This window comes from Rhodovarius lipocyclicus (genome assembly GCF_009900765.1).
In the GTDB taxonomy this organism is placed as follows: domain Bacteria; phylum Pseudomonadota; class Alphaproteobacteria; order Acetobacterales; family Acetobacteraceae; genus Rhodovarius; species Rhodovarius lipocyclicus.
Map to the genome: position 1 here is coordinate 429,312 of NZ_JAAABL010000002.1, position 17,165 is coordinate 446,476.

Annotated in this window: 17 protein-coding genes; 9 read left to right on the forward strand and 8 right to left on the reverse strand. The window is 69.7% G+C overall.

Annotated features, from left to right (window positions below; genetic code table 11):
• Positions 1-18 precede the first annotated feature (18 nt).
• Complete coding sequence (locus GT007_RS04855; RefSeq protein ID WP_160120419.1) at positions 19-2,061, reverse strand: NAD(+) synthase; 2,043 nt, start codon at positions 2,059-2,061, stop codon at positions 19-21.
• 343 nt (positions 2,062-2,404) lie between these two features.
• On the opposite strand from GT007_RS04855, the gene GT007_RS04860 reads away from it, so the two are divergent.
• The 5 genes from GT007_RS04860 (at position 2,405) to GT007_RS04880 (ending at position 7,133) form a co-directional block, all read left to right on the forward strand.
• The gene (locus GT007_RS04860; protein WP_160120420.1) at positions 2,405-3,229 is read left to right on the forward strand and encodes a TauD/TfdA dioxygenase family protein; all 825 of its coding nucleotides are present in this window, start codon (positions 2,405-2,407) and stop codon (positions 3,227-3,229) included.
• Positions 3,230-3,362: 133 nt separating this feature from the next.
• Positions 3,363-4,463, forward strand: a complete 1,101-nt coding sequence (locus GT007_RS04865) for a S1C family serine protease (RefSeq protein ID WP_160120421.1) — start codon at positions 3,363-3,365, stop codon at positions 4,461-4,463.
• 114 nt (positions 4,464-4,577) lie between these two features.
• Positions 4,578-5,258, forward strand: coding sequence for a winged helix-turn-helix domain-containing protein (locus tag GT007_RS04870; protein ID WP_160120422.1), 681 nt, complete (start codon positions 4,578-4,580; stop codon positions 5,256-5,258).
• Positions 5,259-5,265: 7 nt separating this feature from the next.
• A complete protein-coding gene (locus tag GT007_RS04875) occupies positions 5,266-6,699 on the forward strand; it encodes a sensor histidine kinase (RefSeq protein ID WP_236571509.1) in 1,434 nt (477 codons plus the stop codon).
• 122 nt (positions 6,700-6,821) lie between these two features.
• Positions 6,822-7,133 (forward strand): hypothetical protein, encoded by a 312-nt coding sequence (locus GT007_RS04880; protein ID WP_160120423.1) that lies wholly within the window; start codon positions 6,822-6,824, stop codon positions 7,131-7,133.
• A gap of 1 nt (position 7,134) precedes the next feature.
• Here GT007_RS04880 and GT007_RS04885 read toward each other — a convergent pair whose 3' ends face one another.
• Both GT007_RS04885 and GT007_RS04890 read right to left on the reverse strand, forming a co-directional pair.
• A complete protein-coding gene (locus GT007_RS04885; protein ID WP_160120424.1) occupies positions 7,135-7,578 on the reverse strand; it encodes an MmcB family DNA repair protein in 444 nt (147 codons plus the stop codon).
• Positions 7,575-7,862 carry a 4a-hydroxytetrahydrobiopterin dehydratase gene (locus GT007_RS04890; protein WP_160120425.1) on the reverse strand — a complete coding sequence of 96 codons (288 nt, stop codon included), beginning with the start codon at positions 7,860-7,862 and terminating at the stop codon, positions 7,575-7,577. The genes GT007_RS04885 and GT007_RS04890 overlap by 4 nt, the downstream gene beginning before the upstream one ends.
• 25 nt (positions 7,863-7,887) lie before the next feature.
• Between GT007_RS04890 and GT007_RS04895 the strand changes: the two genes are divergently transcribed.
• The gene (locus GT007_RS04895; protein WP_160120426.1) at positions 7,888-8,277 is read left to right on the forward strand and encodes a metallopeptidase family protein; all 390 of its coding nucleotides are present in this window, start codon (positions 7,888-7,890) and stop codon (positions 8,275-8,277) included.
• A 4-nt stretch (positions 8,278-8,281) separates the two neighbouring features.
• Here the strand turns inward: GT007_RS04895 and GT007_RS04900 are convergent, their stop codons facing one another.
• The 5 genes from GT007_RS04900 to GT007_RS04920 form a co-directional block, all read right to left on the reverse strand.
• Positions 8,282-8,695 carry a DUF4149 domain-containing protein gene (locus tag GT007_RS04900; RefSeq protein WP_160120427.1) on the reverse strand — a complete coding sequence of 138 codons (414 nt, stop codon included), beginning with the start codon at positions 8,693-8,695 and terminating at the stop codon, positions 8,282-8,284.
• 136 nt (positions 8,696-8,831) lie between these two features.
• Complete coding sequence (ahcY, locus tag GT007_RS04905; protein ID WP_160120428.1) at positions 8,832-10,235, reverse strand: adenosylhomocysteinase; 1,404 nt, start codon at positions 10,233-10,235, stop codon at positions 8,832-8,834.
• A 404-nt stretch (positions 10,236-10,639) separates the two neighbouring features.
• Positions 10,640-10,996 (reverse strand): gamma-butyrobetaine hydroxylase family protein, encoded by a 357-nt coding sequence (locus GT007_RS04910; RefSeq protein ID WP_160120429.1) that lies wholly within the window; start codon positions 10,994-10,996, stop codon positions 10,640-10,642.
• The gene (locus GT007_RS04915; RefSeq protein WP_160120430.1) at positions 10,997-11,194 is read right to left on the reverse strand and encodes a Trm112 family protein; all 198 of its coding nucleotides are present in this window, start codon (positions 11,192-11,194) and stop codon (positions 10,997-10,999) included.
• Between the two features lie 43 nt (positions 11,195-11,237).
• Positions 11,238-12,041: a universal stress protein gene (locus tag GT007_RS04920; protein ID WP_160120431.1), complete on the reverse strand. Its 804-nt coding sequence runs from the start codon at positions 12,039-12,041 to the stop codon at positions 11,238-11,240.
• A gap of 230 nt (positions 12,042-12,271) precedes the next feature.
• Here GT007_RS04920 and GT007_RS04925 point away from each other — a divergent pair, with 230 nt between their 5' ends.
• From GT007_RS04925 to GT007_RS04935, 3 genes are read left to right on the forward strand one after another with little or no spacing between them, the layout of a single operon-like run.
• On the forward strand, positions 12,272-14,089 hold the full coding sequence (locus GT007_RS04925; protein ID WP_160120432.1) for a cellulose biosynthesis cyclic di-GMP-binding regulatory protein BcsB: 1,818 nt from the start codon (positions 12,272-12,274) through the stop codon (positions 14,087-14,089).
• Between the two features lie 4 nt (positions 14,090-14,093).
• Positions 14,094-15,989, forward strand: coding sequence for a glycosyltransferase (locus tag GT007_RS04930; RefSeq protein WP_160120433.1), 1,896 nt, complete (start codon positions 14,094-14,096; stop codon positions 15,987-15,989).
• A complete protein-coding gene (locus tag GT007_RS04935) occupies positions 15,986-17,149 on the forward strand; it encodes a hypothetical protein (RefSeq protein ID WP_160120434.1) in 1,164 nt (387 codons plus the stop codon). The genes GT007_RS04930 and GT007_RS04935 overlap by 4 nt, the downstream gene beginning before the upstream one ends.
• The last annotated feature ends 16 nt before the right edge of the window (positions 17,150-17,165 follow it).

Below are 17,165 nucleotides of genomic sequence, written 5' to 3' on the forward strand. Positions count from 1 at the left end.
CAGGCTTCCGGCAACGCCTCAGACATCGGGCACCTCGCGCTCCAGCGCCTCCAGCCAGGCATCGGCCAGCCCGTCGGAGGGCGCGCGCCAATCCCCGCGCGGGGAGAGCGAGCCGCCCGAGGAGATCTTCGGCGCGTTGGGCACGGCGCTGCGCTTGAACTGGCTCTGCCCGAAGAAGCGGCGCAGGAAGACGCGCAGCCAATGCTTGATGGTGGGCAGGGCGTAGCTGTGGCGGTCCTCGCCCTCGATCCCGCGCGGCCAGGCGCCGCGGGCGGCATCGCCCCAGGCCGACAGGGCCAGGAACGCCACCTTGCCGGGCGAGAAGCCCCAGCGCAGCGTGTGGAACAGGTGGAAGTCCTGCAGCTCATAGGGGCCGATGATGGCCTGGGTGGATTGGATCACGCCGTCCGCGCCGGGGGGCACCAGCTCCGGGCTGATTTCCGTGCCCAGTATGGTCTCCAGCGCCGCGCAGACATCCGGCCCGTACAGGCCGGTGCCGATCACCCAGCGGATCATGTGCTGGATCAGCGTCTTGGGCAGGGAGGCATTGACGTTGTAGTGCGACATATGGTCGCCCACGCCATAGGTGCACCAGCCGAGCGCCAGTTCCGACAGGTCGCCCGTGCCCACCACCAACCCGCCCGAATGATTGGCCAGGCGGAACAGGTAGTCGGTGCGCAGCCCGGCCTGCACATTCTCGAAAGTCACGTCGTACTGGTTCTGGCCGGCGCTGTAGGGGTGGTCCAGATCCTTCAGCAATTGCGTCGCCAGCGGGCGGATATCCACCTCCCGCGCATCCACCCCCAGCCCCTTCATCAGCGCCCAGGCCGAGGATTTGGTGCCCGCGCTGGTGGCGAAGCCCGGCAGCGTGACGCCGATGATGTTCGCGCGCGGCAGGCCGAGTCGGTCCATGGTGCGCGCGGCCACGATCAGCGCCTGGGTGGAATCGAGCCCGCCCGACACCCCGATCACCAGCTTCTTCAGCCCCGTCGAGCGCAGCCGCGTCATCAGCCCGCTGACCTGGATGTTCCAGGTCTCGTAGCAATCCTGGTCCAGCTTCTCGGGGCGGGCGGGCACATAGGGGAAGCGCGGGATCTCCCGCAGCAGGGGCAGGGCGCCCGCCGGCGGGTCCAGCCGGAAGGGGATGCGGCGGAAATCCAGCGCCTCGCCCAGCCCGGCGTCGCGGAAGCTGCCCACCCGGCGGCGTTCCTGCACCAGGCGCTCCACGTCGATATCCACCAGCAGCATTTCGGGGCGGTCGGAGAAGCGGGCGCCCTCGCCCAGCAATTCCCCGTATTCGAAGGCCGAGAGCTGGCCGTCCCAGGCGAGGTCGGTGGTCGATTCCCCCGCCCCGGCCGCGGCGTACAGATAGGCCGCGATGGCGCGGCGGGATTGCGCGTCGGCCAGCGCGCGCCGGTCCTCGGCCTTGCCGACCGTAACCGGGCTGCCCGAGAGGTTGCACAGGATGGTCCCGCCAGCCAGCGCCCCCCGGGAGGAGGGGGGGATGGGTGTCCAGAGATCCTCGCAGATCTCGACATGCACCACCGCGTCCGGGTTGTCCTCGGCGGGCAGCAGGATGTCGGTGCCGAAGGGCACGGCCTGGCCGGCGATCGTGATCTCCCGCGCGGTGGCGGTGCTGGCGGGGGCGATCTGCCGCTTCTCGTAGAATTCGCGGTAGTTGGGCAGGTAGGTCTTGGGGATGGCGGCCAGGATGCGCCCGGCCTGGATCGCCACCGCGCAGTTGAACACGCCCGAGCCCTGCCGCAGCGGCGCGCCCAGGATCAGCAGGGCCGGGATCTCCCGGCTGGCGGCCGCCACCTCGGCCAGGGCGGCTTCCACCGCGTCCAGCAGGGTGGTCTGCAGCAGCAAATCCTCGATGGAATAGCCGCACAGCCCCATTTCCGGGAACAGCACCACGCGCGCGCCGCGCGCCGAGGCGTCCCGCGCCATGGCGATGCTGGCCCGCGCATTGGCGGCCGGATGGGCCAGCGCCATCAGCGGCGCGCAGAGCGCCGCGCGGACGAAGCCATGGCGATAGAGATTGTCGAAGGGCAGGCTCATGATCCGGGCAGAGTCGGGTGTTGCGGCGCCGGGGTCAATCTCTGGCTTGTGGCTGACACGAAACGGCCCGGCCGCGTTGCCGCGCCGGGCCGCCGGCGGGGACCTGCCGGGAATTCGGCCCCCACCCCGTGCCTGAACCCATCGTGCCGGGAAGCCGACGGGTGCTGGTGCGCGAAGGCTGGCAGCTTTCCCCCTGCACGGAGATGGGCCCGCCGTGAACACTTCGCCATTTCCGCCCGGGGGCCATTTCCGCCCGGGGGCATTTCCGCCCCGGCTTGTCCTGGTCCGGCCCGCGCGCCACTCTGGCGCCAAGAGCTTTTGGCGAAAGAACCGGGGAAACGTCATGAAGATCCGCAAGTTGGGCGGCGCGATCGGCGCCGAGATCCTGGATGTCACGCTTTCGGGCGACATGCCGCACGGGCAGGTGGCGGCCATCCGCGCCGCCTGGCTGGAGCATGGCGTGGTGTTCTTCCGCGACCAGGACCTGCCGCCGACCGAATTCGCGGCCCTGGCCCGGCGCTTCGGCCAGCCGGTGGAATACCCCTTCGTGAAGGGCATCGAGGGCTTTCCCGAGATCATCGAGGTGAAGAAGCTGCCGCACGAGAAGGTGAATTTCGGCGGCGTCTGGCACACCGACACCGCCTATCTGGACGCACCCCCCATGGCCACCATGCTGGTCGCGCGTGAGGTGCCGGAGGCTGGCGGCGACACCCTGTTCGCCTCCCTGCGCCTGGCGTGGGAGGGGCTGTCGCCCGCCCTGCAGGCCGTGCTGCGGCCGCTGCGCGCGCACAACACCTCGGCCAAGGCGGATGTGAGCAAGACGCGGGAGGACCGGCTGAAGGACAGCGGGCGGGAGGAGGCGCGCAAAAGCTACGACGCCCTGCACCCCGTCGCCCGCACCCATCCGGAGACGGGGCAGATCTCGCTGTATGTGAATGCCGGCCACACCGCGCGCTTCGAGGGGATGAGCGAGGAGGAAAGCGCCCCCCTGCTGGACTATCTGTTCCGCCACAGCGTGAAGCCGGAGTTCACCTGCCGCTTCCGCTGGGCGCCCGGCAGCCTGGCCCTCTGGGACAACCGCTGCTGCCTGCACTACCCGCTGAACGACTATCACGGGCATTTGCGCCTGATGCACCGCATCACGCTGGCAGGGGATGTGCCGGTCTGAGAATAATTTGTTCCGGCGCGGGCATCATGTCAGCCACCCGGATGATGATCTTGTTCCAAGCACCATATTAACTGAGGTTGTAACCATCATGGCCCCGACTCGCTCGGAGCCCAGACAGACCAGCGTGAAACACATGTCGTCAGCCGTCCCTTCGCCAGCCAGCCGCATCTCCTCCGTCCTGCCCCGCCGCCGCGCCCTGCTTGCCGGGCTGCTGGTGGCGCCCGCCATGCCGTTGATCGGCTGCGGCACCCCGGCCGTCGCCCAGCGCGGCGGCCTGCCCGATTTCGCGGATCTGGCGGAGCGCGTCCTGCCCGCCGTGGTGAACATCGCGGTGCAGAGCGAGACAACGACCGTGCCCCCCGAATTCCGCGGCACGCCCTTCGAGCGCTATTTCCGTGGCCGGCGCGAGCGCACCCAGGGGGCCGGCAGCGGCTTCGTGGTGGACCCGGCGGGCTATGTGGTCACCAACAACCATGTGGTGGGCTCCGCCACCCGCGTCACCGTCTCCCTGCAGAACGGCACCGAGCTGCCGGCCCGTGTGGTCGGCACGGATGAGCTGATGGATCTGGCGTTGCTGAAGGTGGAGCCGCGCCAGCCGCTGCCGGCTGTGCCCTGGGGTTCCTCGGGCGCCATGCGGGTGGGGCAGTGGGTGCTGGCGGCGGGCAACCCCTTCGGCCTCGGCGGCACTGTCACCTCCGGCATCGTCTCCGCCCGTGGGCGGGAGATCGGGGCCGGCCCCTTCGACGACTTCATCCAGACCGACGCGGCCATCAACCCGGGCAATTCCGGCGGGCCGCTGTTCAACATGGCGGGTGAGGTGATCGGCATCTCGACGGCCATCTACTCGCCCTCCGGCGCCTCCGCGGGCATCGGCTTCGCCACGCCGTCCGACCTGGCGCGGCCGGTGGTGGAGCAGTTGCGCCGCGACGGCCGCGTGGATCGCGGCTGGCTGGGCGTGTCCGTGCAGGACCTGGTGCCGGAGGACCCGCGCGCCGGCCGCCGCGCCGTGCTGGTGACCGATGTGGTGCGCAATGGCCCGGCCGCGCGCGGGGGCTTGCGCGCCGGCGATGTGGTGCTGGCGGTGAATGGCGAGCGCACCGAGACATCCCGCGCGCTGGTGCGCTATGTGGCGGCGCTGCCGCCCGGGCAATCGGTGCGCCTGTCCGTGCAGCGGGATGGGCGCAGCATGGATACGTCCGTGCAGGTGGGCCGCCGCCCGCCCGGCCCGGGGTGAGGAATTGTTGAGTGATACGGCGGTTGACTGAATTTTTCTTGCACAGCCGACCGGCTTGAGGGTCAAAGCAACTGGGTTACACTACTGTTATCCGGTTTCAACGAGGAATCCTGCATGCGCATCCTGCTGGTGGAAGACGACGCCGAAGTGGCGCGCTTCGTGAAGAAAGGCCTGCAGGAAGCCGGGCATACGGTGGAACACGCGGGCAATGGGCGTGACGGGCTGTTCCTCGCGGCCTCCGAGCAGTTCGACATGCTGGTGCTGGACCGCATGCTGCCCGGCGGGGTGGATGGGGTGCGAATCGTCGAAACCCTGCGCGGGCAGGGCAACCGCACCCCGGTGCTGTTCCTCTCCGCGCTGGGCGCGGTGGATGAGCGTGTGAAGGGCCTGAAGGCCGGCGGCGACGACTATCTGGTCAAGCCCTTCGCCTTCGCCGAGCTGCTGGCGCGCGTCGAGGCCCTGGCCCGCCGCCCGACCGTGGATGCCCCGGCCACCCGGCTGCGCGTGGCGGACCTGGAACTGGACCTGCTGTCGCGCACCGTCACCCGCTCTGGCCGCAAGATCGACGTGCAGCCCCGCGAATTCCGCCTGCTGGAGCACCTGATGCGCCATGCCGGCCAGGTCGTGACCCGCACCATGCTGCTGGAGAAGGTGTGGGACTATCACTTCGACCCGCAGACCAATGTGATCGACGTGCATGTCTCCCGCCTGCGGCAGAAGCTGGACAAGGGCTTCGACAAGCCGCTGATCCACACGGTGCGCAACGCGGGCTACATGATCCGCGCCGAGCCCTGAGCCGCCGGTGACGGCGGGCAGCCCCCTCGGCGCGCCGAACCGCATCCTGCCCTATCGGGGGGCGGCACCCCCGCGCCTGACCCAGAGCGCGGGTTTCCGTTTCGCCGCCTTCTTCACCCTGATGTTCCTGGTGGCGGCGGTCGTCCTCGTCTCCGTCATGTGGTGGGCCACGGCCGGCGCGCTGGACCGGCAATTGGTGGCCGCCATCCGCGCGGACACGGTCGCTCTGACCGAGCGCTGGCGCGAGGGCGGGCAGCTGGCCCTGCAGGACGCCATCCAGGAACGCATCGCGCTCGATATCTCCAACGAGGCGATCTATCTGCTGCTGAGCGACCATGGGGAGCGCCTGGCCGGCAATCTGGAGACCTGGCCCGCCGAGGCCAATTCCGACGAGAGCTTCCTGCGCATCCGCATCATGCATGACGGCATCCCCACCGATGCCCGGCTGCTGCGGCGCGACCTGCCGGGCCTGCGCCTGCTGGTCGGGCGGGATGAGAGCGAGCGGCTGCAACTGCGTCTGACCCTGACGGAGGGCGTGGCCTGGTCGCTCGGCGCCTCGCTGATCGTGGCGTTGCTCGGGGCCTCATTGATCCGCCGGGCGCTGGACCGGCGGCTGGAGCCCACCTTCGTCACCGCGCTCGGCATCGCGGGCGGCGACCTGTCGCGCCGCGTGCCGCTCAGCGGGCAGGGGGATGAGTTCGACCGGCTGGGGGAGAGCATGAACACGATGCTCGACCGGATCGAGTCCCTCATGCAGGGGGTGAAGGGCGTCTCGGATGCCATCGCGCATGACCTGCGCACGCCCATCGCCCGCGCCCGCTCCAAGCTGGAGGAGGGGCTGATCAACGCCCAGGGCCAGGACGAATTGCGGGCGGCGATGGAGCAGGGCATCCAGGATCTGGACGGCATCAGCCGCATCTTCCAGGCCCTGCTGCGCATCACGGAGGCCGAGGCCGGCGCCCGCCGCGCGGCCTTCGCGCCGCTGGACCTGTCGGAGATGCTGCTCGATGTCTCCGACTTCTACGGCGCTGCGGCCGAGGCGCGGGAGCAGCGGCTGGAGACCGATTTCCCCGCATCCCTGCCCATGGTGGGGGACCGGGACCTGCTGATGCAGGCGATGGCCAACCTGTTGGATAACGCGGTGAAATTCACCCCCCCGGGCGGTGTCCTGCGCCTGACCGCTAGGCGGCTGGAGGATGGGGTGGTGGAACTGGCCGTCAGCGACAGCGGGCCCGGATTGTCGGCCCAGGACCGGGCCCGGGCCGGGGTGCGCTTTTTCCGCGCGGAGCCTTCGCGGCATATGCCGGGCTATGGGCTGGGGCTGTCGCTGGTGCGGGCGGTGGCGCAGCTGCATGGCGGCACCGTGCTGCTGGAGGACGCGATTCCCGGCGCCTCGCCGCCCGGCCTGTGCGTGCGGCTGCTGCTGTCCGGCAGCACATAAAGCTTGCACTGGCAGCTATCGATCACCAAAATGAAGTTATGCTTCTGCGTAAGTCATTCCTTGCGGTTTTCCTGGCAGCGCTGACCCTTTCAAGCCTTCCGGCCATGGCGCAGGGGCGCCGTGTGGACAATCGCCCCAGCCCGACCGATGGCGCCTATATGGGCGGCGGCATGGTGGTCCCGGAAAGCTCGGTCACGATTACCCGTCAGCAGCCGGCCTCCCCGAGGCTGGAAGCCGCGCCCGTGCCCAATTCCCGCATCGAGGCGCCTCGGGTCGAGCCCCAGCAGGATGTGGCGCAGGTGCAGCCGACCTTCATCGCCCCGCGCCTGCCCGGCCGTGGCCACGCGCAGGAAAACGGCTCCCCTGGTTCGTTGCAGGAGCGGCTGTTCCGCCCGGCCCCGGGCGCGCAGCTGCGCATCCCGCTCACCTGGTAGGCTACTCCACCCGCAACGCCCCCATCAGCGCGACCGCCGCCTCCGGGTCCTGAGCCAGGGCCAGGCGGCGGCCTGACAGCAGCGCGTAGCGTTGCAGCAGCGATCGCCGCCGCGCGGGGGCCAGCGGGTGGTGCGGGGCCTGGCGCACCAGGGCGGCCTCCGGGCCGTCGGCCACGATCAGGCCGGTGTCGCCGGGCAGCACCCCTTCGGGGAAATCCAGCCCCACGGCGAAGTACAGCCGGTCGCACCAGGCGCGGTATTCGGGCCATTTGCGGTCGGTCTGGAAATCCCGCAGGCCGGATTTGGCCTCGATCACCAGGAATTCGCCGGCGGGCGTCAGCACCCACAGATCGGCGCGGCGGCCATCGGGCAGGGGGGCCTCGGCCACCGGCGCCCAGCCATGCAGCAGGCACAGCCGCGCCGCCGCCCGGCAGATGGGGGTCACGGCAGGGCGTCGATGGCGCGGGCCAGGGTCACGTCGCGCTCCGACAGCCCGCCCGCGTCATGGGTGGTCAGGGTGATCTCCACCTTGTTCCACACATTGCGCCAGTCCGGGTGATGGTCCTGCGCCTGGGCCAGCAGCGCCACCCGGGCCATGAAGCCCCAGGCGCCCACGAAATCCTCGAACCGGAATTCCCTCCGGATGGCGTCCTGGCCCGGCACCAGAGCCCAGCCGGGCAGGGTGTCGGGCAAGGCCGCCCGGGCCGCCGCGTTCAGCTTCTGCACCATGGCCGGTCTCCGCTATGCTGTGGGGATGAAGCATACCACCGCGCCCACCACCGAGGACATCATCGCCCTGGCCGAGGAGGCGCTGGCCGCCATGCCCGATGAACTGCGCGAGCCCGTGCGGGGTTGCGCCATCGTCGTGGAGGAAGCCGCCGATGACGAGACATTGGCGGAGATGGGCCTCGAATCCCCCTGGGAACTGACGGGCCTGTACCGCGGCACCCCGCTGACGCAGAAATCCGTGCTGGACGTGCAGACCCAGCCCGACAGCATCACCCTGTACCGGGAGGCGATCCTGCTGGAATGGATCGACACCGGGGAGGATCTGGCCCGGCTGGTGCGCAATGTGCTGATCCATGAGATCGGCCATCACTTCGGCCTGTCGGACGACGATATCGACCGGCTGGAGGCCGAATAAGCCTTCAGAACCCGCCCAGCACCGCCATGGTCACGCCCATCTGCAACAGGTTGGCGACCACCGAGAGCCGGTGCAGCCGCCGGAACCGCCGCTTCGCGGCCTCATCCCCGGCCAGGGACAGGTCCCGCTGTTCATTGATGCGCGGCATCAGCGCCAGGCGCAGCCACAGCGCCACCGCCGCCACCCCGCCCATCAGCGCCGAGGCCATGCCCGACAGCGGCAGCAGCGCCACAGCCCCGGCCAGCGCCGTGCCCAGGATGTACAGGTAGTACAGCGGGAAGATCGCGCGGATGAACCGCGCGGCGTGCTCGGGCGGCAGGCGCGAGAAGGTCAGCGGTGCCACGCAGAACGAAAAAAAGGCCATGCCCCCCAGGCAGAGGGACACGGCCAGCAGCGCGATGAACGGAAGGATTCCCATGCGCCGCAGTGTGGCGCATAGGAGCCTCGCCGTCGACGGCGGGTGATGCCCCGCCACATCAAGGCCGCGAATGCGGCCCGCCGGCAGTCCGGCGAAAGCCAAGGCGGCGGATGCCGCCGCCCGGCAGCCTCGAATATCAGTAGCGGTAGGCTTCGGCCTTGAAGGGGCCGGCGGTGGTCACGCCGATGTAGTCGGCCTGCGCCGCGCTCAGCTTGGTCAGCTTCGCGCCCACCTTCTCCAGGTGGAGGAAGGCCACCTTCTCGTCCAGGTGCTTGGGCAGCACATAGACCTTGTTCTCGTACTTGCCCGGGTTCATCCACAGTTCCAACTGCGCGAGCGTCTGGTTGGTGAAGGAGGCGGACATCACGAAGCTGGGGTGGCCCATGGCGTTGCCCAGGTTCACCAGCCGGCCCTCGGAGAGCAGGATGATGCGGTTGCCGGCGGGGAACTCGATCTCGTCCACCTGCGGCTTGATGTTGGTCCACTTGAAGTTGCGCAGACCGGCGACCTGGATCTCGCTGTCGAAGTGGCCGATGTTGCACACGATCGCGCGGTTCTTCATCTGGCGCATGTGATCGACGGTGATCACGTCGATGTTGCCGGTGGCGGTCACGAAGATGTCGGCCTTCGGCGCGGCATCGTCCATGGTCACCACGTCATAGCCTTCCATCGAGGCCTGGAGCGCGCAGATGGGGTCGACTTCCGTCACCATCACGCGGCAGCCGGCGTTGCGCAGGCTGGCGGCGGAGCCCTTGCCCACATCGCCATAGCCGCACACCACAGCCACCTTGCCGGCCATCATCACGTCCGTGCCACGGCGGATGGCGTCCACCAGGCTCTCGCGGCAACCATACAGGTTGTCGAACTTGGACTTGGTGACGCTGTCGTTCACGTTGATGGCCGGGAACAGCAGCTTGCCTTCCTTGGCCATGTTGTACAGGCGGTGCACGCCCGTGGTCGTCTCCTCGGAGACGCCCTTGATGCTGGCGGCCAGCTTGGCGAACCAGCCCGGCTTCTGCACCAGCAGCTTCTTGATCAGCGCGAAGAAGACGGTCTCTTCCTCATTGGTGGCGCCGTCCAGGAAGGCCACGTCGCCCTGCTCGGCGCGCAGGCCGTAATGGACCAGCAGCGTCATGTCGCCGCCATCGTCCAGCAGCAGGTTCGGCTCGCCGCCATCGGCCCATTCCAGGGTCTTCTGCACGTAGGCCCAGTATTCCTCCAGCGTCTCGCCCTTCACGGCGAAGACGGGCACGCCCGCTTCGGCGATCGCGGCGGCGGCGTGGTCCTGGGTGGAGAAGATGTTGCACGACGACCAGCGCACATCGGCACCGAGGGCCACCAGCGTCTCGATCAGCACGGCGGTCTGGATGGTCATGTGCAGGCAGCCGGCGATGCGGGCGCCCTTCAGCGGCTGGGCCGCGCCGAATTCGGCGCGGGTCGCCATCAGGCCGGGCATTTCGTCCTCGGCCATCTCGATCTCCTTGCGGCCCCAGGCGGCAAGGGAGAGGTCCTTCACGATGTATTCGCTGGCGAGGGGCATGCGGCGGCTCCGTGTGCTGGATGTGAGCCGGGCGGTAGCATGCGGGGCAGCCGCACGCAATCACCCATAAGGATATCTTTATGTGTTGTTTACCAAGGCCGCGAACGCGGCCCGCCGGCAGTCCGGCGAAGCCAAGCGAACCGGAGGTTCGCGCCCGGCGTCTGAGGGCATGGAAAGGTGTTGTTTACCAAGGCCGCGAACGCGGCCCGCCGGCAGTCCGGCGAAGCCAAGCGGACCGGAGGTCCGCGCCCGGCGTCTGAGGGCATGGAAATGTGTTGTTTACCAAGGCCGCGAACGCGGCCCGCCGGCAGTCCGGCGAAGCCAAGCGGACCGGAGGTCCGCGCCCGGCGTCTGAGGGCCTGGGAAAAACGAGTGCTGCAGGTCGAAGAATTCGACCGGCAGCATTACGGATCGCGGCGCAGCCCACGCACAGCCAGCGCCTGCTCATAGGCGGCCCAGCGGGCCTCCTGCTCCTCACCCAACTGGCGCAGATAGGGCCAGGAGTAGATGCCGCTGTCGTGCAGGTCGTCGAAGGCGATGCGCACGGCGTAATGGCCCACCGGCTCGATGCGCATGATGCCCACATGGCGCCGGCCCGCGACCGTCACCTTCTGGCCGGGCCCATGGCCCTGCACCTCGGCCGAGGGGCTTTCGACGCGCAGGTATTCAGCGGGCAGGGCGAAGCGGGCGCCGTCCGGGAACTCCACCTCCAGCACCCGCGCCTCACGCCGGTAGCGCAGGGCGGTGGGGGCGGCGCTCACTCAGCCTTCCAGCTTGCGCGCCTCGGAGGGCAGCATGATGGGGATGCCGTCCCGCACCGGATAGGCGAGGCCCGCCTGTTCGCTGATCAACTCATTCGCCGCGCGGTCATAGCGCAGCGGCCCCTTGGTGACGGGGCAGACCAGGATCTCCAGCAGCTTGGGATCGAGGGGCGCGTTCGGGGCTTCGGTCGTGCTCATGCGCGCGGTGTAGCAGGAAAAGGGGCGCGGCGGACAGAGACCGTCAGCCGTGAATGAAGACGGGGCAGGGGGCGTCGCGCAGCAGCCGCGCCACCGGGCTGCCCAGGATCAGCCCGGCCAGCCCGCCCCGGGGCTCCACCCCCAGGGCCAGCAGGCGGGCGTGGCGGGTCCGGGCCTCCGTCAGCAGCAGGGCGGGGGAGTATTCGGGGGTGGCGAAGCCCTCGGCCAGGGCGCCATGGGCACGCAGATAGGCGGCGGCTTCCTCGGCCAGGGCCTCGTCCTCGGCCAGCACGGTGGTGGGGTTGCCCGCGGCCAGCCCCAGCAGCGCCAGCAATTGCAGGCTGCGCTGGGCGGGGATGGAGGCATCGAGCCCCACCACCACCGGGCCCGGGGCGGGATGCCAGCCGGGCGGCACCACCAGCAGGGGGCGGGCGCCGTCGCGCACCAGCGCCTCGATCGCGGGGGCCAGCCCGTCCTCCGCGTCCTCCCGGCCCAGCGTCGAGTCGCGGCCCAGCACTATCAGGTCATGCGCGATGCCGGCGCGCAGCAGGGCGGGTTCGGGGGCCTGGTCCAGCCGCAGCAGGTCGAAGGGCGTGTCGCCGGCGGCGGCCTGTGCCTCGGCCAGCACGCGCTCGGCCTCCTGCTGCTGGCGGGCGCGTTGGGCGGCGTCGCGGCGGGCGGCGAAGGCGCCGCTGCCGGCGGGCATGGCCTCCGGCGCGCCGGGCGGGTCCATGATCTGGGCCGCGGTCAGCGCGGCGCCGCTGGCGCGCGCCAAGCCCAGCGCCAGGTCCCGCGCGGCGGCGGCGCCGGTTGTATCGTCCAGCACAAGAAGGATGTTGCGGAGCATGGCGGCAGGATAGGCGGCTCGGGCGCCGCGCAGAAGCACCCCTTTCGGGCGGCGGCGCGCGGACGCGGGGAGCATTTATTACGATAAATTTACAAAACGACTCTCAATTCTCGTTCTTTGTTCTTAATTTTGGGATAACGCAAAATTGAACCGGGTGTATGATGCATGCGGTGGGTTTGAACCGGTTCGGCGCGCGCCGCGCGGGCACGCCGGCGGGAGGGGATGCGAGCATGCAGAAACGTCATTCCGTGCTGGGGGCGATGGCCGGTCTGGCCGTTGCCCTGGGCGCCTTCGCCGCCGGCCCCGCGCCAGCCGATACGCTGGAGGATCTGGGCTTCGTCAACGGCCTGGTGCTGCAGGGCTCCCGCTCCACCCGGGAAGTCTATTTCCCCATGCCGGCCAACCCGCTGCGCCCGGAATTGCGGGTGGAGGTGAACCCCAGCCCGCTGCTGGACCAGCTTTCCTCCGTCCAGGTGCTGGCCAATGACTTCCCGGTGGCCTCCATCCCGCTGCGGGATGGCCAGACCACCCACACCATCCCCATCCCGCCCGCGCTGGCGCAGTACGACTATCTGCGCATCCGCTTCGCCGCCGACCAGGCGCTGCAACGCGACGTGCTGTGCTTCGACAACGACACCCCGGCGGTCTGGAGCCACATCCTGCCGCAGACGCGGCTGACGGTGGACGCGGATGGTGAGGAAGGGGTGGGCGTGGTCTGGCGCCGCCTGACCGGCACCGTGCCGATCTCCCTGCCCACCTCCCCCACCATGCAGGATGTGGAAGCGGCGCTCGCGCTCTCTGTCTCCCTGGTCGGCCGTGGCGCCAAGCCCGTGATGGTGGGCCCTGGCGACAGCACCGCCCGCATCGTGATCGGGCGCGGCAGCGCGCCGCTGGCCGTGGAAGCCATGCCCGGCGGCGGCACCCGCCTGCGCGTGGCCGACAGCGCCGCCGCCCGCGCGCTGACCGAGGCCTCCGGCGCCATGCGCGTGATCCCGGCCGCCGTGGGCGTGGGCGCCGCCACCTCCCTCGCCGCCACCACCGACCGCGTGACCTTCGCCGATCTCGGCGTGGGCCTGTCGGAGGTGAACGTGTTCAGCGAGGGGACCATGGATGTGGAGATCCCCTTCAACAACCTGCCCCCGGGCCGCCGCCCGGTGGCGCTGCGCCTGTTCGGGCGCGGCCCGGTGATGCCGCCCAACAACGCCATGAGCGTGACCATGCGCGTGGGCCAACGCATCATCTGGAGCGAGACATACCGCGACCTCGTCTCCATGAACGGCGTGCTGATCCCGCTGCCGGAGGAATTCACCCAGCACCGCATGTCCATCCGGCTGCGGCTGGCGCGCATCGGCTTCCGCCCGGCCTGCGACAGCAGCTTCCTGTTCGCGCTGAGCCCCGCGAGCGAGGTGGTGCTGGGCGAAGGCTTCCCCCGCCCCACCGACTTCAACGGCTTCTACGTCTCCGCCGACCGCCCCGCCCTGGTGCGGGTGGACGTGCCCTCGCATGAGGCGGTGGCGAGCATCCCCGCCATGGCCACCATCCTCAGCCGCGCCGGCGCCCGCGCCCATGCGATCGAGGTGAATTCCGGCACCCGGCTGGACCGCCCCTTCCTGCTGCTGGCGCGCACCGCGCCGTCCGAGCTGAATGTGCGCGGCCTGCTGCGGCCCGATCTCGGCCGGGTGGTGCTGCAGGATGAGCGCAACGGCGCCCGCGTCGAGATCTCCCCCGCCGCCGGCCTGACGGTGATCCAGGTGGCCGAGGCCGGGGGCATCCCGGGCCTGTGGTTCTCCCCGGGCTCGGAGCGCAGCCTGGCCACGCCGGCCGTGCTGTCCACCGGCAATGTCGCGGTGCTGGACGGCTCGCGCCTGCCGGCCTCCTTCGACACCCGCCGCCAGCAGGTGAGCGTGGAGGAAGCCCGCACGCTGGAGGCGCGCGGCGCGCTCTCCTTCCTCTCCCAGTGGCGGACGGAACTGTTCATCGCCGGCTGGGTGCTGCTGACCGTTCTGGTGCTGCTGGCCGTGCTGCGCATGCGCAGGAAGAAGGGGTGATCCCATGTCCGCTTCGCACACCCTCCAGCAGGAGGAAGCGACCCTCGCGCATCTGATGTTGCGCGGGCGGCTGGACCAGGAGGCACTGACCCGCGCGCGGGACAACGCCACCAGCTGGAAGACCTCGATCGGTGAGGCGCTGGTGGCCGATGGCGCCGTCAGCCCGCGCGACTGGGCGCTGGCCACCGCGGCCGGCACCGGCCTGCCGCTGGCGGACCTGATCGCCGAGCCGCCCGATGCCTCCATGCTGGATGCGGCTGACCGGGAGCATTACCTGGCGCTCGGCGTGCTGCCTTGGAAGCGCGCGGCCAATGGCGCGCTGATCCTGGCCGCCCAGCGCCCGGCGGCGCCCGATGTGGTGGAATGGGCCGCCCGGCGCTATCCGCACGAACGGCTCGGCTGGGCCGTGACGGCCAAGTTCGACATCCTGTGGGCGTTGCAGAAGCGCTTCGACCAGCTGGCCGACCAGGAAGCGCGCGAGGCGCTGCACATCGCCACCCCGGAACTGTCCGCCAAGAAGGTGCTGACCATCTCCCAGGCGGTGGCGGGCTGGGCGCTGGTCTCGCTGTTCATCCTGGGGCTGATCCTGGCGCCGACGGCGACCATGGTCGGGCTCTCGGCCGCCATCACCGTGCTGTACCTGCTGTGCTTCGGCTTCCGCTTCCTGCTGACCTGGAAGGGCAGCCACCACAGCGTGGATGTGAGCGTGACGGAGGAGGAGATCGCGGCGCTGAAGGCCGAGGATCTGCCGACCTATACGGTGCTGGTGCCCATGTACAAGGAGGCGGAGGTGCTGCCGATCCTGGTGCATTCCATGCGCCGGATGGACTATCCGCTCGCCAAGCTGGACGTGAAGCTGGTGCTGGAGGCCGACGACACCGAGACCATCGAGGCCGCCAAGGCCCTGAAGGCCGAGGGCATCTTCGAGATCGTCCGCGTGCCCACCAGCTATCCCAAGACCAAGCCCAAGGCATGCAACTACGCCCTGCGCTTCGCGCGCGGCGAATACATCGTGGTGTTCGACGCGGAGGACATCCCTGAGCCCGACCAGCTGAAGAAGGCGGTCGCGATGTTCAAGCGCAGCTCGGACAACGTGGCGTGCATCCAGGCGCGGCTGAACTATTTCAACCGCCGCGAGAACTTCCTGACGCGGATGTTCACGCTCGAATACTCCAACTGGTTCGACTATCTGCTGCCGGGGCTGCACGCGCTCAAGATCCCCATCCCGCTGGGCGGCACCTCCAACCATTTCCGCACCGCCGTGCTGCGCGGCGTGGGCGCCTGGGACCCCTATAACGTGACGGAGGACGCCGATCTGGGCGTGCGCCTGACGCAGCAGGGCTATCAGGTGGCGGTGATGAACAGCACCACCTTCGAGGAAGCCAATGGCGTCCTCAAAAGCTGGATCAACCAGCGCAGCCGCTGGATCAAGGGCTACATGCAGACCTGGCTGGTGCATATGCGCCGGCCGGTGCAGCTGTACCGGCGCCTGGGCGGTTCCGGCTTCTGGGGCTTCCACTTCTTCATCGGCTTCCCGGTGCTGACGGCGGTGCTGAACCCGGTGCTGTGGCTGACCACCGCGGTGGGGCTCGTCTTTGGCTCCGATATCGTGTCGCCGCTGTTTCCGGCGCCGATCATCTACTTCGCCATCTTCAACCTGGTCGCGGGCAACGCGATGTATGTCTACATGACCATGGTGGCGGCGGCGAAACGGGGCTGGTTCAGCCTGATGCCCTGGGCGCTGCTCGCGCCGGTCTATTGGGTCATGCACTCCGTCGCGGCCTATAAGGCGCTGTGGCAGCTGATCGTGAAGCCGCATTTCTGGGAGAAGACCCAGCACGGCACCAGCAAGGTCACGCAGAACCAGTTGGCCGGCATCGCCCAGCAGGGGGCCTCGTGAGCAGCCAGTCGGTCGCGGAGGAACGGCGCTCAGCCTATGTCGAGCGCCGGCCCATGCTGCCGACGCTGCTGCTGACGGGCTTCTGCTTCCTGCTGTTCGCCCTGGCCGCGGACCGGCTGATGGAGCGCAGCAGCCTGCCGGAGCGCCTGGCCGAGACCTGGGCCTTCGCCGAGGACCCGGCGGCCCTGGCCGGCCAATGGTTCAGCGCCCTGCTGCTGTTGCTGCTGCACGCCATCCCGCGCAGCGGGCCGCAGACGCTGCTGCTGGTCACGGTCACCACCGGGGCGGGGCTGATGGGCCTGCTGCACTGGCGGCTGGTGGGGCGCGGCTGGCCCACCCTGACCGCCACGCTGGTGGTGCTGGCGGTGGCGCTGAACCCGGTTTCGCTGATCCTGATCACCTCCGGCTCCACCCTGCTGCTGGCCACCATCATGATGGCGCTGGTGGGGGTGGCGTTCGACCGTGCTTCCAGCGTCGGCGACAGCCAGTCGCTGATCGCGCTCGGCCTGGCGCTGGCGGGCATGATCATGACCACGCCCACCGCCATCTATATCCTGGCGCCGCTGCTGGTGCTGCTGCCGCTGGCGTTGCGGGATGTGCGCGATGGCGCCTCGGCCGTCGCCCTGTTCCTGCTGACGCTGTTCCCCACAGTGGTGGCGCTGGCGGGCATCCTGGTCGCGGCCGCCACGCTGGGTGAGCCGCCGAAATTCGCCTTCCTGCGCTGGTCCGCCCCCATGCATGGGGTGGAGGCCGTGGCCGGCACCCCTTGGCTGGCCGAGCATGGCGGCAGCTTCTGGGTTCCGCTGGGGCTGCTGCTGGGCTGGATGGTGGCCGCGGTGCCGTTTTCCGTGCTGCCCCTGCTGCTGGCGGTGGTCACGGCGGCCGAGCGCGCCCGCCCGGCCTTCGCCCTGATGGCGCTGATCGTGGCGCCGATCGCGGGGGCCCTGGCCACATCGCGCTGGCACATAGCTGACCCGCTTTGGGCGGCGGCGGCGGGGTTTGCCTTCTCGCTCGGCTGGCTCGCATCGCGCGTGCTGCGCCCCTGGGAGCGCTTCCTGGGCTTCATCCTGTTGATTTTGGGCCTTATTCTGGCCTGGAGCCCGCTGTGGATGTGGGATGACGAAGTGCGCGCGGCCTGGAGGGCGACCCTATTCTGGTAAGCATTGCTCACCTTTT

Excerpts from the sequence above, each read along its gene's own strand:
- ahcY (WP_160120428.1), bottom strand. The coding sequence starts at position 10,235 with ATGCCCCTCGCCAGCGAATACATCGTGAAGGACCTCTCCCTTGCCGCC.
- GT007_RS04865 (WP_160120421.1), top strand. The coding sequence starts at position 3,363 with ATGTCGTCAGCCGTCCCTTCGCCAGCCAGCCGCATCTCCTCCGTCCTG.
- GT007_RS04895 (WP_160120426.1), top strand. The coding sequence starts at position 7,888 with ATGAAGCATACCACCGCGCCCACCACCGAGGACATCATCGCCCTGGCC.
- GT007_RS04860 (WP_160120420.1), top strand. The coding sequence starts at position 2,405 with ATGAAGATCCGCAAGTTGGGCGGCGCGATCGGCGCCGAGATCCTGGAT.
- GT007_RS04900 (WP_160120427.1), bottom strand. The coding sequence starts at position 8,695 with ATGGGAATCCTTCCGTTCATCGCGCTGCTGGCCGTGTCCCTCTGCCTG.
- GT007_RS04870 (WP_160120422.1), top strand. The coding sequence starts at position 4,578 with ATGCGCATCCTGCTGGTGGAAGACGACGCCGAAGTGGCGCGCTTCGTG.
- GT007_RS04920 (WP_160120431.1), bottom strand. The coding sequence starts at position 12,041 with ATGCTCCGCAACATCCTTCTTGTGCTGGACGATACAACCGGCGCCGCC.
- GT007_RS04930 (WP_160120433.1), top strand. The coding sequence starts at position 14,094 with ATGTCCGCTTCGCACACCCTCCAGCAGGAGGAAGCGACCCTCGCGCAT.
- GT007_RS04915 (WP_160120430.1), bottom strand. The coding sequence starts at position 11,194 with ATGAGCACGACCGAAGCCCCGAACGCGCCCCTCGATCCCAAGCTGCTG.
- GT007_RS04890 (WP_160120425.1), bottom strand. The coding sequence starts at position 7,862 with ATGGTGCAGAAGCTGAACGCGGCGGCCCGGGCGGCCTTGCCCGACACC.
- GT007_RS04855 (WP_160120419.1), bottom strand. The coding sequence starts at position 2,061 with ATGAGCCTGCCCTTCGACAATCTCTATCGCCATGGCTTCGTCCGCGCG.
- GT007_RS04925 (WP_160120432.1), top strand. The coding sequence starts at position 12,272 with ATGCAGAAACGTCATTCCGTGCTGGGGGCGATGGCCGGTCTGGCCGTT.